This is a genomic window from Micromonospora sp. NPDC018662 (assembly GCF_044391475.1).
Taxonomy (GTDB): domain Bacteria; phylum Actinomycetota; class Actinomycetes; order Mycobacteriales; family Micromonosporaceae; genus Micromonospora.
Genome location: NZ_JBISAC010000011.1, coordinates 24,731 through 38,696, shown reverse-complemented (window position 1 = coordinate 38,696; position 13,966 = coordinate 24,731). Strand labels below are relative to the sequence as shown.

Genomic DNA, 13,966 nt, shown 5'->3' with positions numbered 1-13,966 from the left:
GGTATTGATGGGGTGCCGTGTACTTTCGAGAAGGAGTGCCGCCGATGCCATCACCCTCCACACGGCTGCTCGCTTCGAGCCTGATCCTGGCACTGGCCGGGGCCGGCGCGACCGCCTGCAGCGACGACGGGCAGAAATCCGACAGTTCCCAGATCACCGTCTGGAGCCTGGAGGACGTGGCCGACCGGGTCAACGCCACCAAGGCGATCATCGCCGACTACACCGCGAAGACCGGCGTGAAGGTCAACCTGGTCACCGTCAACGAGGACCAGTTCCCGTCGCTGATCGCGTCCAGCGCCGCCGCCGGCGACCTGCCCGACGTGGTCGGCTCGGTGTCGCTCGCCGGCGTCCGTACGCTCGCCGCCAACGAGCTGCTGGAGCCGGACGCGAACAAGGCGGTGGTCGACACGCTCGGGCGGGACACCTTCTCCCCCCGCGCGCTGGAGCTGACCAGCGACGGCGGCACCCAGCTCGCCGTGCCCAGCGACGGCTGGGGGCAGCTCCTGGTCTACCGCAAGGACCTGTTCGACGCCGCCGGCCTGCCCGCCCCCGACACGTACGAGAAGATCGCCGCCGCGGCGGCGAAGCTGAACACCGGCGGCGTCGCCGGCATCACCGCGGCGACCGCCCCCGGCGACGTCTTCACCCAGCAGACCTTCGAGCACCTCGCGCTGGCCAACAACTGCCAGCTCACCGACGACGCCGGCAAGGTCACGCTCGACTCGCCGGAATGCGTGGAGGCGTTCCGGTTCTACGGCGACCTGATGCGGAACAACTCGGTCAAGGGCGCGCAGGACGTCGACACCACCCGGGCCACCTACTTCGCCGGCAAGGCGGCCATGCTGATCTGGTCGCCGTTCGTCCTCGACGAGCTGGCCGGCCTGCGCAACGACGCGCGGCCGACCTGCCCGCAGTGCCAGTCCGACCCGGCGTGGCTGGCCAAGAACAGCGGCTTCGTCACCGCGATCAAGGGCCCGAACGGCACCGAGCCGGCCCAGTACGGCGAGGTCAGCTCCTGGGCGGTGCTCGACGGCGCGGCCGACCCGGCGAAGTCGTTCGTGGAGTACATGCTCTCCGACGGCTACCCGCGCTGGTTCGGCATGTCCCCCGAGGGGCGCTTCCCGGTGCGCACCGGCACGGCCGAGGACAAGCAGAAGTTCCGCACGCTGTGGAACACCAGCCCGGCCGGCGTGGACACCAAGAAGCCGCTCTCCGACGTCTACGGCGACGACGTGCTCGCCACGCTGCGCAAGAGCCCCGACACGTTCCAGCGCTGGGGGCTGACCCAGGGCCAGGGCAAACTGGTCGGCGCCATCCTCGGCGAGCTGCCGGTGCCGAAGGCGCTCGCCGACGTGGTCGGCGGCAAGACCGACGCCCGGGCCGCCGCCGAGCGGGCCAAGAAGGACGTCGAGGCCATCGCCAAGGGCGTCAATTGACCACCACCGCGCCGGAGGCCGGCCGCTCCCCCACCCCGGAGCGGCCCCGCCGGACCGGCCGCCGCCCACTGACGCTGCGTCGCCGCGAGTCCCGCGCCGGGCTCGCGCTGGTCGCGCCGACGCTGCTCGTCGTGCTCGCGGTGATCGGCATACCCATCGTCTGGACCGTGGTGCTGGCCTTCCAGCGGGTACGCCTGGCGACGCTGCGCAAGACCGGCCTGTTCGGCGAGCTGACGCTGGACAACATCGACCGGGTGCTGCACACCCCCGGGTTCGCCGACACGCTCTGGACCACAGTGGTCTACAGCGTCGGCGGCACCGCCGGCTCGATAGTGGTCGGCCTGGTGGCGGCGCTGGCCGTCCGGGGGCCGTTCCGGGGCCGTACGCTGGTGCGCGCGTCGATGCTGCTGCCGTACGTGGCGCCGGTGGTCGCCATGACGTTCGTCTGGCAGGTGATGCTCGACCCGCAGCTCGGCATCGTCAACGACTGGGGGCGGCGTTTCCTCGGCTGGGACGCCCCGGTGGCGTTCCTGTCCCAGGAGTCCACCGCGCTGTGGACCGTGATCGCGTTCGAGGCGTGGCGCTACTTCCCGTTCGCGTTCCTGTTCCTGCTGGCCCGGCTCCAGGCGGTGCCGGGCGAGCTGGAGGAGGCCGCCCGGGTCGACGGCGCCACCCCGACCCAACGCTTCCGGCACATCCTGCTGCCGCAGCTCATGCCCGTGATCGCGCTGCTCGGCGTGCTGCGCTTCATCATGACGTTCAACAAGTTCGACGACGTCTACCTGCTCACCGGCGGCTCGGCCGGCACCGAGGTGGTCAGCGTCCGGGTCTACCAGTTCCTCACCGCGCGTACCGACATCGGCGCGGCCGCCGCCCAGGCGGTCGTGCTGGCCGTGGTGCTGCTCGTGTTCGTGGCCATCTACCTGCGCTTCTTCGGCGCGAAACGGGAGGCGTGATGGACCGGGACCGGATCGAGACGGTCAGCCTGCGGTGGCTGCGCCGGCTGGTGATCGTCGGCTTCCTGCTGGTCACGCTGCTGCCGTTCTGGTACATGCTGGTGCTGTCGGTGCGCCCGATCGAACGCTTGCTGCTCGACCCCGGCTCGCTCTGGGTGCCGTTCGGCGAGCTGACCGTCGCCACGTACGCCGAGGTGTTGAAGTCCGTGGAGAGCGGCGGGCAGGGCTTCCTCACGTTCATCCGCAACAGCGGCCTGGTGGCGCTGGCCGCCACCGTGCTCACGCTGGTGGTCGCCATCCCCGGCGCGTACGCGGTCTCCCGGCTGCGGTTCTTCGGCCGCCGGCAGGTCAGCGCGCTGTTCCTGGCGGTCTACCTGTTCCCGTCGATCGTCATCGCGATCCCGCTTTTCGTGGTGTTCAGCCGCGCCGGGCTGCGCGGGTCGCTGTTCGGGCTGGTGCTGGTCTACATCTCGCAGACGTTGCCGGTCTCGGTCTACATGCTCAAGAACTACTTCGAGACCATTCCGGTCAGCCTGGAGGAGTCCGCGGCGATCGACGGCGCCGGCCGGCTCGGCATCATCCGCCGGGTCAGCCTGCCGCTCGCCGCGCCGTCGGTGATGGCGGTCGCGCTCTACGACTTCATGATCGCCTGGAACGAGTTCCTGTTCGCGCTGCTGTTCCTGGTCGACCGGCCGGACCGGTGGACCGTCTCGCTGGGGCTGTCGCTGCTCGCCGACGGCGTCGAGGTGCCCAAGACGGTGCTGATGGCCGGCTCGGTCATCCTCACCCTGCCGATCGTGGTGCTCTTCTTCGCCGGGGAACGCCTGCTCACCGAGGGCCTCACCAGCGGGGCGGAGAAGGGCTGAGGGCGCGGCGGCATGCCAGGATGACCCGGTGCGATCACCACGGGAGCGCCCGGCCGGCGCGCGGCTGGCCCGACTGCTCACCGAGGTGTTCGCACCGGGCGTCCTGGTGACCGCGTTGCCACTGGTGGCCGCCGCCCGGGTCAGCCGCTCCCCGGCCCAGTTCCTGCTCTGGGGCGGCACCGTGCTGCTGTGCTGCGCGATCATCCCGGTCGGGGTGATCGTCCACGGCGTCCGCCGGGGCCGGCTCACCGACCGGCACGTCGGCGACCACCGGCAGCGGGCCCGCCCGCTGTCGATCGGCCTGGCCTCGGTGGCGGTCGGGTTGATCGTGCTCGCGGTGCTGCGCGCGCCGGCCGAGCTGTTCGCGGTGATCGTGGTCATCTTCGTGGTCGGCGCCGCCTGCACGCTCGTCAACCACTGGTGGAAGCTGAGCATCCACGCGGCGGTGGCCGCCGCCACGGTGGCCGTGCTGGTGCTGCTGTTCGGGCCGGTGGCGCACCTGGGCTGGCCGTTGGCAGCGGCGGTCGGCTGGTCCCGGGTGCGGCTGCGCGACCACACCGGGCCGCAGGTGCTGGCCGGCGCCGCGCTCGGCGCGCCGCTCGCCGCCGCCACGTTCCTCGCGCTCACCTGACCGTTACGGTTGGCCCATGAGCAAGCCGACCCGCTGGGTGACCGACACCGATCCCGGCCACTCGCAGTGGTACGTCGACCGGTTCCGCCGCCTCGCCGCCGAGGGGGCGGACCTGGCCGGTGAGGCCCGGCTGGTGGACGCGCTGGTGCCGCCCGGCGCGCGGATCCTCGACGCCGGCTGCGGCACCGGCCGGGTCGCCGCCGCGCTGGCCGAGCGCGGCCACACAGTGGTCGGCGTCGACGCCGACCCGACGCTGGTCGAGGCCGCCCGCGCCGACCACAGCGGCCCCCGGTTCCTGGTCGCCGACCTGGCCGAGCTGGACCTGGCCGGGCAGGGCGAGCCCGAGCCGTTCGACGCGGCAGTGGTGGCCGGCAACGTGATGACGTTCGTCGCGCCCGGCACCGAACGCGAGGTGCTCGCCCGGATCGCCGCGCACGTGCGCCCGGACGGCGCGGTGGTGGTCGGCTTCGGCACCGACCGGGGCTACCCGATCGCCGAGCTGGACGCCGACGCGGTCGCGGCCGGCCTGCGCCGGGAGCACCGCTTCGCCACCTGGGACCTGCGCCCCTGGCACGACGACGCCGGGTTCGCGGTGACCGTGCTGCGCCGCCCGGCCTGAGTCGCGCGGCCGGTCTGAGTCTGGCGCCCCGGCCTGAGTCGCGCCCCCGGTCTGGGTGGCGCCCGGTCAGGCCGGGGCGGCCACCGCGCGGGCGGCCGCCGGGTCGAGCGGACTGCCGGCCGGCAGCAGGTCCACCAGGCTCGCCGGCAGCCGCACCGGGCGCACCCCGGCGTAGCCGAGCATGCCCGGCACGTCCGCGCCGGCCAGCGCGTAGCGCCGACCCAGGTCGGTGACCACGCACACCGTGCCGCCGGTCGCGCCCGGGGCGGCCACCGCCTCCACCAACGCGCCGCGCCCCGGCTCCACCACGACCTGGTCGGCCAGCCCACCCCGACCCCCCGGGGTACGCGCGGCGGCGGCCGGGTCCGGCGCGGTGACGCCGAGCCGGATCTCGCGTACGCCGGTGTCGTCACCGGCCCGCGCGCAGAGCGCACCCGGATCGGCGGTGGCCAGCCGGGGCGGCACGGCGGGCGGCGCGCTCGGCCCGGCCGGCACCAGGTCGGGCAGCTTCGGCAGCGCCGCGAACCGGCCGAGCGTGATCGGTGCCGGCTCGCCCTGACCGGTGCGGGCCAGCAGCAGCGCGGCCTGCAACTCGGTGATGCCGGCCAGCCCGTCGCGCGCGGCCACCGCGTACTGCCGGCCGCCCCCGGAGTTGCGCACCAGGTAGACGTCGCCGACGGTGGCGCCGGGCACCCGCGCCGAGGGAGCGCCGAGCCCGTCGACCGGCGGTGGGACCAGGTCGGCGCCAGCCGGCACGGTGTTGAGCAGCGCCGCCGCCACCGGCACGGCCCGCTCCCGGGTGGCGGCCAGCGCGGCGAGCACCCGGTCGGTGTCGCGCAGCAGGAAGCGCCGGTCGCGCCAGAGCAGGTGCAGGCCGCCGTCCGGGTGGCGGACCAGCAGGCCCTGGTCGCCGAGCGCCCGCCCGCCGGGCGCGGCCCGCCCGATCAGCAGCGCCGAGCGGGCCTCGGCCCGGCCCGCCTCCACCGTCACCGACGAGCAGAGCGTCCAGCCGTCGCCGACCAGCCGGTTCGGCGCGGGCAGCGAGTCCGGGGCGTCGGCGATACCGAGCGGCAGCCCTCGCGGCACCCCGTCGATGGCCCGGCGGGTGACCAGCACCGTCTTCGGCCGCTCCGCCCCGATGATCAGCAGGGCGGAGGCGTAGTTGAGCACCGGGTGCAGCTTCTCGTCGCGGTAGACGAACCGGGCGCCGGACTCCTTCTCCACGATCACCGCGCCGGTGTCCCGCCAGGAGCTGCCACCGCCGGTGAACAGGCCGTACAGCGCCACCCCGCCGAGCGCGATCACCGCGACCAGCACGCTGGCCAGACCGGCGCCGGCCAGCCGGCGGAACGGCGACTGCGCCGGATCGGTCTCCCGCATGACCAGCGCGGCGACCGCCCGCTGCACGCTGAACTGGTACGAGTGCAGCTGGTCCTGCCGCGACGCCATCAGGTCCCCTTCACCGGGATAGTCGCCGCACAGGATAAGCGCTGCGTCGATCCCCCGCCCACCCTGCGTCGCCCCCCGCCCCCGCCCACCAAGTCGACCAAGGAGTTTCGGTCAGAACGGGTCACCGCCGGCGACGCCGATCCCTTGGTCACGGCGTCGGAGGCCACGACTCCGGTGATCATGAGGTTGGCGGCACGACACGCCGGGCGGGACGGGCGCCAACTTCATGATCGACCAAGGGGGAAGGGCGGGGCGGGTTGGTGCTGGCCCGGCAGTTGCCGCCGGTCGCGGGACTCGGGCTGGTCATTCTTGCCGCGGCCGGTACGGTCACGGTGGTGGTGTGGGGCCGCCGAAGGAGGGGGCACAGTGGACAGCAGCGCCTGGGACGACCGGTACGCCACAGCACCGGGGCTGGTGTGGAGCGCTGAGCCCAACCGTTTCGTGGTCGAGTCGGTCGCCGGGCTGAGTCCCGGCTCCGCGCTGGACATCGCCGCCGGCGAGGGCCGCAACGCGGTCTGGCTGGCCGGTCAGGGCTGGCGGGTCAACGCGGTCGACTTCTCGACAGTGGCCATCGACCGGGGGCGCGAGCTGGCCGCCGCGCGGGGCGTCACGGTCGACTGGCGGGTCGCCGACGTGACCGCGTACCGGCCGGTGCCGGGCAGCTACGACCTGGTGCTGATCAGCTACCTGCACCTGCCCGCCGCCGACTTCGCCGGGGTGCTCGCCGCGGCGCGGTCGGCGCTGCGCCCGGGCGGCACGCTGGTGGTGGTCGGTCACGACCTGGCCAACCTCGACGGCGGCACCGGCGGCCCGCGGGACGCGAGCGTGCTGCTCACCCCGGAGGCGGTGGTCGACGGGCTGGCCGGGTTGCGCATCGGGCGCGCCGAGACGGCCCGCCGGCCGGTGCCGACCGCCGACGGCGGCACTGTCGACGCGCTGGACACCGTGGTGGTGGCCACCCGGCCCGCCGACTGAGGCGGTGAGGACCGGTCGTTCCCGCCGGCCGGCCCACGAGCGGCCGGTAGCATCCGGTGACGGATCGGCGGAGAGGACACCGGGTGGGCGCGCGTTTCGAGGAACTGGCCTGGCGGGAGACGCCGATCGGGGAAATCAGCCTGCGCCGGCGTCGCGACCCGGCGTTGGACGCCGACGTCTACGAGGTGAAGCTCGGCGACGAATACCTGATGTCCAGCGCGTTCCCGGTCGCGGAGATCGAACTGGCCCGGCTGGGCCTGGCCCCGCTCCCCGGGGAGTCGCTGGACGTGGTGGTCGGCGGGCTCGGTCTCGGCTACACCGCGCGGACCGCGCTGGCGGACCCGCGGGTGCGCTCGCTGCTGGTGGTCGAGGCGATCGAGGACGTGATCGACTGGCACCGGCAGGACCTGTTGCCGTTCGCCGCCGGCCTGGCCGCGGATCCGCGTACCCGGTTCGTGCGGGCGGACTTCTTCGCCGCGGTCGCCGACGGCGGCTTCGACCCGGACGAGCCCGGGCGGCGTTTCCACGCGGTGCTGCTCGACGTGGACCACTCCCCCCGCCACGTGCTGCATCCCGGCCACGCCCCGTTCTACACGGTCGACGGGCTGCGCCGGCTGGCCGCGCTGCTGCACCCGGAGGGCGTCTTCGCGCTCTGGTCGAACGACCCGCCGGACTCGGCGTTCCAGCGCACGCTGACCGAGGTGTTCCCGACCTCGGTGGCGCACGTCGTCCGGTTCCCGAACCCGTTGCAGGGGCGGGAGGCGGCGAACACCGTCTACGTGGCCCGGCGCTGACCGCCCGCCGGCCGGCATGTCCGACCGGGCATGTCCGGCCACGATGTGGGAAAGCGCGCGGCCGACCGGAGGAGACGGGAGGCACCGACATGCGCGCGTTGCTCTGGGTGGTCGGCGTGGTCGCCGGCGTGCTCATCCTGCTCGGGCTGCTGCTGGAGGCGGTCCGCTGGCTCATCATCATCGGCGTGGTCGCGCTGGCCGCGGTCGTCATCTTCGCGATCGTGAAGACCCGGCGGGTGGCGCACCGGCACTCGGCGTCGCGCCGCTGATGTGACGAACCCGGCAACTTACGCCAACGTAGGTTACCGGCCGGTCAAGTTAGGCTGGGGCCGTCATCCGCGCAGCGAGGAGAGACGGCGATGGACGCGACCGACCGGCGACCCTGGACCCGCAGCTACGCGCCCGGGGTGCCGGCCGAGATCCCGGATCCGGACGGCTCGCTTGTCGACCTGCTCACCGACGCGGCCCGCCGGTTCGGGCCCCGGGTGGCACTCGACTTCTACGGCGCCACCACCACCTTCACCGAGCTGGCCGACCGGGTGGCCCGCGCCGCCGAGGCGCTGCGCCGGCTCGGCGTGCGGCCGGGTGACCGGGTGGCGCTGGTGCTGCCGAACTGCCCGCAGCACGTGGTCGCGTTCTACGCGGTGCTGCGCCTGGGCGCGGTGGTCGTCGAGCACAACCCGCTCTACACCGCCGACGAGCTGGACCGGCAGCTCACCGACCACGGCGCCGGCGTCGCGATCGTGTGGGACAAGGTCGCGCCGCTGGTGGCGGGGCGCGGCGCGGTGCGTACCGTGGTCTCGGTCGACCTGACCGCGGCGCTGCCCCGGCTCAAGCGGTGGGCGCTGCGCCTGCCGCTGCCGAAGGTCCGCGCCGCCCGCGCGGCCATGACCGGCCCCGCGCCCGGCGCGCGGGCCTGGTCGGAGCTGGTTGCCGCCGTCGAGCCGCTGCCGGCCGCGCATCCCGGCCCGGGCGTCGACGACGTCGCGCTGCTCCAGTACACCGGCGGCACCACCGGCGAGCCCAAGGGCGCCGTGCTCACCCACCGCAACCTGCGGGCCAACGCCGCGCAGGGCCGGGCCTGGGTGCCCGGCCTGCGCGACGGCGCGGAGACCGTGTACGCGGTGCTGCCGCTGTTCCACGCCTACGGCCTGACCCTCTGCCTCACCTTCGCCGTCGGCATCGGGGCGACGCTGGTGCTGTTCCCCCGCTTCGACGCCGACCAGGTGCTCGACGCGGCCCGCCGCCGCCCGCCGACGTTCCTGCCCGCGGTGCCGCCGGTCTACGCGCGACTGGCCACCGCCGCCCGCGAGCGCGGCGTCGACGTCACCTCGATCCGGTACGCCATCTCCGGCGCGATGGCGTTGCCGCCGGCCACCGTGGAGCTGTGGGAGTCGGTGACCGGCGGGCTGCTGGTCGAGGGCTACGGCATGACCGAGACGTCCCCGATCACGCTGGGCAACCCGGTCGCGCCGACCCGGCGGCCCGGCACGGTCGGGGTGCCGTTCCCGTCCACCGACGTCCGCATCGTCGACCCCGAGGACCCGAGCCGCGACCGTGCCCCCGGCGAGGCCGGGGAACTGCTGGTACGCGGCCCGCAGGTGTTCTCCGGCTACTGGAACCGGCCCGAGGAGACGGCGAAGGTGCTGCTGCCCGGCGGCTGGCTGCGCACCGGCGACATCGTCACCATGGACGCCGACGGCTTCGTGACAGTGGTCGACCGGATCAAGGAACTCATCATCACCGGCGGCTTCAACGTCTACCCGTCCGAGGTGGAGGACGCGTTGCGCCGTGTCCCCGGCGTGGTCGACGCCGCCGCCGTGGGCGTGCCCACCGCCGACGGCGAGGAGGTCGTCGCGGCGGTGGTGCTCGACGCCGCCGTGGCCGGCACCCCGGAGGCGATCCGCACCGCCTGCCGCACCCACCTGGCCGGCTACAAGGTGCCCCGCCGGATCGTGGTGGTCGACGACCTGCCCCGCTCCCAGATCGGCAAGATCCTGCGCCGCGAGGTCCGCGACCGGCTCCTCGCCGACGGCTGACGTTCTGCCGAGCGCTAAAGTGGCCGACCGCGACCGGTCCGGGTGGGCCACACTCGGGGGATGACGGCCTCCGGATCCGACGCGGCACCGACCCGCCTCACGGCGCTCTACGCGGCGTTCAACGAGCGTGACGTGCCGACCCTGCTGGCGTCCATGACGCCGGACGTCTCCTGGCCCAACGGTTGGGAGGGTGGTGTGCTCCGGGGCCGGGCCGAGGTCCGCGACTACTGGCGGCGACAGTGGGCCGAACTCGACCCGTCGGTGACGCCGACCTCCTTCGTCGTGGAACCCGACGGTCGCATCGCCGTGGCGGTCCACCAGGTGGTGCGGGACACCGCCGGCGTCGAGCTGGCGAACCACACCGTCACGCACGTCTACCGCCTCGTCGACGGCCTGGTGGCCGAGATGGAGATCCGCCCGCAGCCCTGACCGCCCGTCAGAGCCAGCCGTTCGCCCGCGCGGTACGGGCCGCCTCGATCCGGTTGCGGGTGCCGGTCTTGCCGATCGCGGCCGACAGGTAGTTGCGGACCGTGCTCTCCGACAGGTGCAGCTCGGCGGCGATGTCGGCGACGGTCGCGCCGTCCTCGGCGGTGGCCAGCACCGCGCGTTCCCGGTCGGTCAGCGGGTCGGGGCCGGCCGACAGGGCCGCCGCCGCCAGGGCCGGGTCGATCACCCGCTCGCCGGCCAGCACCCGCCGGACCGCCGCCGCCAGCTCCGCCACCGGCCCGTCCTTGACCAGGAAGCCCCGCGCGCCGGCCTCCATCGCCCGGCGGAGGTAGCCGGGCCGGCCGAACGTGGTGAGGATGAGCACCCGACAGGCGGGCACCTCGGTGCGCAGCGCGGCGGCGGCGTCCAGACCGGTGCCGTCGGGCATCTCGATGTCGAGCAGCGCCACGTCCGGCCGGGTGCGCCGGGCCGCCGCCACCGCGTCGGCGCCGGTGCCCACCTCGGCCACCACCTCGACGTCGGGTTCCAGGTTCAGCAGCAGGGCCAGCGCGCCCCGCATCATGCCCTGGTCCTCGGCGAGGAGCAGCCGGATCATGACGGCACCGCCGCGACCGGCCGACGCGGGATCCGAGCGGTGAGCCGCAGGCCGCCGCCGGGTGCCGGGCCGACGTCCAGCGTGCCCCGGGCCCGCCCCAGTCGCTCGGCGAGACCATGCAGCCCGTTGCCGAACTCGGGCCGGCCGCCGACGCCGTCGTCCCGCACGGTCAGCACCGACCCGTCGGCGCCGGTGTGGAGCGCGATCTCGCACCGGGACGCCCGGCTGTGCCGCAGCACGTTCGTCACCGCCTCGCGGAGCACCCAGCCGAACGCGTCGTCGGCGGCCACGTCGAGCGGGTCACCGCTGCGGCGTACCGTCACCGCGATCCCCGCGTCGGCCAGGGCGACCCGGGCGTTGGCCAGCTCCCGGCCGAAGCTGTGGTCCCGGTAGCCGGTGACCGCCTCGCGGACCTCCGCCAGCGCGGTCCGGCCGATCCGCTCGATGTCCGCGGCCTCCGCCGCCGCCCGGTCCGGGTCGGTCCCGACCAGCCGGCGCGCCACCTCCGCCTTCACCACGACCAGCGACAGCGTGTGCCCGAGCAGGTCGTGCAGGTCGCGGGCGAACCGCAGCCGCTCCTGCCGCACGGCCGCGCGGGCCAGTTCCCGCTGGGTCCGGCGCAGCTCGTCGACGAGCTGCGCCATCCGGGCGAACGCCAGCGTCATGGCCCCGGCGAGCAACGTGATCAGCGCGGTCTGCGCGGTGTCGGCGGCCGACGCGCCCCGTGCCGCGCCGACCGCCGGGACGGCCGCGACCACGACGCCGACCCAGCCGAAGCCCCACGCCGGCCGGGCCATCGTCACGGCGCCCGCCGCCGCCACGTACATGAGCAGGATCAGCCAGCCGCCCGGACCGCCGGCGTACGCGGCGGCCAGGCCGCCGCCGAGCAGCGCGAACAGCGCCAGCCCGAGGTGCTTCAGGGCCGGCGGGACCGGCAGGGACGCCACCGGCACGGCCACCAGCGCGAGGTAGAGCAGGGCGAACGCGGCCAGTCCGACGGCTGCCGGCGCGGCGGGCCGCACCCGGCCCTCGGCGATCGCGGCGGCCGGCGGGACCAGCAGCCAGAACCACAGCGTGTGGGCCGCGACCAGCGCGATGCCGCGTCGCCGCCGGGCGCCGTGCTGGTCGGTGACGGCCATGGCAGACACCGTACGGCCGTCAGCGGCGGCCGGTCGAGCGACGGTACGCCCCGACGGCGAGCCCCGCGAACGCCACCGTCCAGGCGAGCAGCACCGTCAGCCCGGCCGGGGTGGGCGCCCGCCCGTCGACCGTCCGCCAGCCCAGTTCGGCGAACCGGTACGTGGGCAGCGCGTGCGCCAGGTGCCGCAGCGCGTCCGGGAAGTACGCCACCGGCACCAGCAGGCCACCGAGCACGGACAGGGTGAGAAAGGCGAGGAAGACGGCCGGCTGGGCGAGGTGCGGCGCGAGCCCGTACCCGATGGCGAGCCCGAGCAGCGCGAACGGCGCGGTGCCGAGCACCAGCAGCGCCACCAGCGCGGCCCACCGGCCGGCGGAGAGCGTGACGTGGTGCTGGAGCACGCCGGTGAGGCCCACCGCGACGACCGCCGGTACGCCGCTGAGCATGCCGGTGAGGGTCTTGGCGGCCAGCACCCGGCCGGGTGGCAGCGGGGTGACGCGGAGCTGGCGCAGCCAACCCGACGCGCGCTCCTGCGCGACCGACCCGGCCACCGTGAGCGCACCGGCCACCGCGCCGTAGCCGGCCAGGCCGACCATGAGCGCGGTCGCGGCGTCGAGGCCGGACAACCGGTCGTCGCCGGCCAGCGGCGAGAAGATCAGGTAGGTGACGACCGGGCCCAGGACGGTGAACATCGTCAGGCGCGGGTCCCGGGCCAGCCGCCGGAGTTCGAATCGCAGGTAGGCGCGCACGTCAGTGCTCTGTTCCGGTCGAGGTGAGCGCGCGGAAGGCGGCCTCCAGGCCGGGGGCGGCGACCTCCAGGCCCCGGAAGCCCCGGCCGGCCGCGAGCGCGAGCACCGTCGCGTCGGCATCGGTGGTGGTGAGCACCACCCGCTCCCCGCGCACCTCCACCGACCGCACGGCGGGCAGCTCCGCCAGGCCGTCGACCGGCCCACCGGCGAGGTCGAAGGTGACCGTGCGGGCGCCGGCCAGCGCGCGGATCCGCGCGGGCGGCCCGTCCGCCACCACCCGACCCGCGGCGAGCACCACCACCCGGTCGGCGTACTCGTCGGCCTCGTGCAGTTGGTGGGTGCTGAACAGCACGGTGTGGCCGTCGGCGGCGTACCGCCGGATGGCCGCCCAGAACGCCCGCCGGGCGTCGACGTCGAGCGCGGTGGTGGGCTCGTCGAGGACCAGCAGGTCCGGCTCGCCGGCCAGCGCGAACGCGAACCGGACGCGCTGCGCCTCCCCGCCGGAGAGACGGTCCGCCCGGCGCGCGGCCAGCTCGGTGAGCCCGGCCAGGTCGAGGATCCGGTCGGTGTCGAGTGGGCGGGGATGGAGCGCCCGGGCCAGCCGGACCAGGTCCCCGACGGTGGCGCCGGGCACGAACCCGGCGTTCTGCAGCATCGCGCCGACCCGGCCGGCCCGCACCGCCTCGGCGGGGGTCCTACCGAACACCGACGCCGTGCCGGCGTCGGCCGGGAGCAGCCCCAGCAGGATCTCCAGGGTGGTCGTCTTGCCGGCGCCGTTGGGGCCGAGCAGGGCGACCGTGCTCCCCCGCGCCACGGTCAGGTCGAGTGCGTCTACGGCCCGCACCGGGCCGTAGCGCCGGGTGAGCCCGGCCAGTCGTACCGCGTCGTCGTCCACACCGGAGACGGTAGGGAACCGGCGGGGACGGGCGGCAGGGCCGGCGATACCCGGTCGGCCGGTACAAATGTCACCTCGGGACACGATCTCGCGGTGAGCTGTTTGGCGTGCCGGGCCCGAGGGTAGACGGGCGTCCATGATGGATTCACGGGGCAAGGCGGTCGGGCGTTACCTCCTGCGGCTCGTCGGCGGGGTGTCGGTGATCATCGGTCTGCTCATGGCGTTCAGCAGTCTCGCCAACGGCGATCTCTTCGGGATCGTCCTCAGCGCCGTGCTCATCGGCGGCGGGGTGTTCGCGCTCAAGCGTTCCGGCGGTCCCCGCGACACCGCGACCGCCGCGCCGGTCACCGGCCAGCGCGCGCACTGACCCGGCCGCC

At 74.8% G+C, this 13,966-nt stretch carries 16 protein-coding genes; 11 read left to right on the top strand and 5 right to left on the bottom strand.

The window, feature by feature from the left end; translation table 11 throughout:
• Positions 1-44: 44 nt before the first annotated feature.
• From ACH495_RS26065 to ACH495_RS26045, 5 genes are read left to right on the top strand one after another with little or no spacing between them, the layout of a single operon-like run.
• On the top strand, positions 45-1,436 hold the full coding sequence (locus ACH495_RS26065; protein ID WP_396860334.1) for an ABC transporter substrate-binding protein: 1,392 nt from the start codon (positions 45-47) through the stop codon (positions 1,434-1,436).
• Positions 1,433-2,392 carry a carbohydrate ABC transporter permease gene (locus tag ACH495_RS26060; protein ID WP_396860333.1) on the top strand — a complete coding sequence of 320 codons (960 nt, stop codon included), beginning with the start codon at positions 1,433-1,435 and terminating at the stop codon, positions 2,390-2,392. The genes ACH495_RS26065 and ACH495_RS26060 overlap by 4 nt, the downstream gene beginning before the upstream one ends.
• The gene (locus ACH495_RS26055) at positions 2,392-3,258 is read left to right on the top strand and encodes a carbohydrate ABC transporter permease (protein ID WP_396860332.1); all 867 of its coding nucleotides are present in this window, start codon (positions 2,392-2,394) and stop codon (positions 3,256-3,258) included. The genes ACH495_RS26060 and ACH495_RS26055 overlap by 1 nt, the downstream gene beginning before the upstream one ends.
• Positions 3,259-3,286: 28 nt before the next feature.
• Positions 3,287-3,889, top strand: coding sequence for a phosphatase PAP2 family protein (locus ACH495_RS26050; RefSeq protein WP_396860331.1), 603 nt, complete (start codon positions 3,287-3,289; stop codon positions 3,887-3,889).
• A 16-nt stretch (positions 3,890-3,905) separates the two neighbouring features.
• Positions 3,906-4,508 carry a class I SAM-dependent methyltransferase gene (locus tag ACH495_RS26045; RefSeq protein ID WP_396860330.1) on the top strand — a complete coding sequence of 201 codons (603 nt, stop codon included), beginning with the start codon at positions 3,906-3,908 and terminating at the stop codon, positions 4,506-4,508.
• Positions 4,509-4,574: 66 nt separating this feature from the next.
• On the opposite strand, the gene eccB is transcribed toward ACH495_RS26045, so the two are convergent.
• Entirely contained in the window at positions 4,575-5,957 is a 1,383-nt protein-coding gene (eccB, locus tag ACH495_RS26040; protein WP_396860329.1) for a type VII secretion protein EccB, read from the bottom strand.
• 366 nt (positions 5,958-6,323) lie between these two features.
• Here eccB and ACH495_RS26035 point away from each other — a divergent pair, with 366 nt between their 5' ends.
• The 5 genes from ACH495_RS26035 (at position 6,324) to ACH495_RS26015 (ending at position 10,194) form a co-directional block, all read left to right on the top strand.
• Positions 6,324-6,932, top strand: a complete 609-nt coding sequence (locus ACH495_RS26035) for a class I SAM-dependent methyltransferase (RefSeq protein ID WP_396860328.1) — start codon at positions 6,324-6,326, stop codon at positions 6,930-6,932.
• An 83-nt stretch (positions 6,933-7,015) separates the two neighbouring features.
• Positions 7,016-7,726 (top strand): spermidine synthase, encoded by a 711-nt coding sequence (locus ACH495_RS26030; RefSeq protein ID WP_396860327.1) that lies wholly within the window; start codon positions 7,016-7,018, stop codon positions 7,724-7,726.
• Positions 7,727-7,815: 89 nt separating this feature from the next.
• Complete coding sequence (locus ACH495_RS26025; protein ID WP_396860326.1) at positions 7,816-7,995, top strand: hypothetical protein; 180 nt, start codon at positions 7,816-7,818, stop codon at positions 7,993-7,995.
• A gap of 90 nt (positions 7,996-8,085) precedes the next feature.
• Positions 8,086-9,765 carry a long-chain-fatty-acid--CoA ligase gene (locus tag ACH495_RS26020; RefSeq protein WP_396860325.1) on the top strand — a complete coding sequence of 560 codons (1,680 nt, stop codon included), beginning with the start codon at positions 8,086-8,088 and terminating at the stop codon, positions 9,763-9,765.
• Between the two features lie 60 nt (positions 9,766-9,825).
• Complete coding sequence (locus ACH495_RS26015; RefSeq protein ID WP_396860324.1) at positions 9,826-10,194, top strand: nuclear transport factor 2 family protein; 369 nt, start codon at positions 9,826-9,828, stop codon at positions 10,192-10,194.
• Positions 10,195-10,201: 7 nt separating this feature from the next.
• Here ACH495_RS26015 and ACH495_RS26010 read toward each other — a convergent pair whose 3' ends face one another.
• The 4 genes from ACH495_RS26010 to ACH495_RS25995 are packed head-to-tail and all read right to left on the bottom strand — an operon-like array spanning position 10,202 to position 13,589.
• Positions 10,202-10,807: a response regulator transcription factor gene (locus ACH495_RS26010; RefSeq protein ID WP_396860323.1), complete on the bottom strand. Its 606-nt coding sequence runs from the start codon at positions 10,805-10,807 to the stop codon at positions 10,202-10,204.
• Positions 10,804-11,946, bottom strand: a complete 1,143-nt coding sequence (locus ACH495_RS26005) for a sensor histidine kinase (protein WP_396860322.1) — start codon at positions 11,944-11,946, stop codon at positions 10,804-10,806. The genes ACH495_RS26010 and ACH495_RS26005 overlap by 4 nt, the downstream gene beginning before the upstream one ends.
• Positions 11,947-11,965: 19 nt before the next feature.
• Positions 11,966-12,694, bottom strand: coding sequence for an ABC transporter permease (locus tag ACH495_RS26000; RefSeq protein ID WP_396860321.1), 729 nt, complete (start codon positions 12,692-12,694; stop codon positions 11,966-11,968).
• Between the two features lies 1 nt (position 12,695).
• The gene (locus ACH495_RS25995) at positions 12,696-13,589 is read right to left on the bottom strand and encodes an ABC transporter ATP-binding protein (protein WP_396860320.1); all 894 of its coding nucleotides are present in this window, start codon (positions 13,587-13,589) and stop codon (positions 12,696-12,698) included.
• A 136-nt stretch (positions 13,590-13,725) separates the two neighbouring features.
• Here ACH495_RS25995 and ACH495_RS25990 point away from each other — a divergent pair, with 136 nt between their 5' ends.
• Positions 13,726-13,956: a hypothetical protein gene (locus tag ACH495_RS25990; protein ID WP_396860319.1), complete on the top strand. Its 231-nt coding sequence runs from the start codon at positions 13,726-13,728 to the stop codon at positions 13,954-13,956.
• Positions 13,957-13,966: the final 10 nt, after the last annotated feature.

Excerpts from the sequence above, each read along its gene's own strand:
- ACH495_RS26020 (WP_396860325.1), top strand. The coding sequence starts at position 8,086 with ATGGACGCGACCGACCGGCGACCCTGGACCCGCAGCTACGCGCCCGGG.
- ACH495_RS26025 (WP_396860326.1), top strand. The coding sequence starts at position 7,816 with ATGCGCGCGTTGCTCTGGGTGGTCGGCGTGGTCGCCGGCGTGCTCATC.
- ACH495_RS26055 (WP_396860332.1), top strand. The coding sequence starts at position 2,392 with ATGGACCGGGACCGGATCGAGACGGTCAGCCTGCGGTGGCTGCGCCGG.
- ACH495_RS26005 (WP_396860322.1), bottom strand. The coding sequence starts at position 11,946 with ATGGCCGTCACCGACCAGCACGGCGCCCGGCGGCGACGCGGCATCGCG.
- ACH495_RS26045 (WP_396860330.1), top strand. The coding sequence starts at position 3,906 with ATGAGCAAGCCGACCCGCTGGGTGACCGACACCGATCCCGGCCACTCG.
- eccB (WP_396860329.1), bottom strand. The coding sequence starts at position 5,957 with ATGGCGTCGCGGCAGGACCAGCTGCACTCGTACCAGTTCAGCGTGCAG.
- ACH495_RS25990 (WP_396860319.1), top strand. The coding sequence starts at position 13,726 with ATGATGGATTCACGGGGCAAGGCGGTCGGGCGTTACCTCCTGCGGCTC.
- ACH495_RS26010 (WP_396860323.1), bottom strand. The coding sequence starts at position 10,807 with ATGATCCGGCTGCTCCTCGCCGAGGACCAGGGCATGATGCGGGGCGCG.
- ACH495_RS26065 (WP_396860334.1), top strand. The coding sequence starts at position 45 with ATGCCATCACCCTCCACACGGCTGCTCGCTTCGAGCCTGATCCTGGCA.
- ACH495_RS26015 (WP_396860324.1), top strand. The coding sequence starts at position 9,826 with ATGACGGCCTCCGGATCCGACGCGGCACCGACCCGCCTCACGGCGCTC.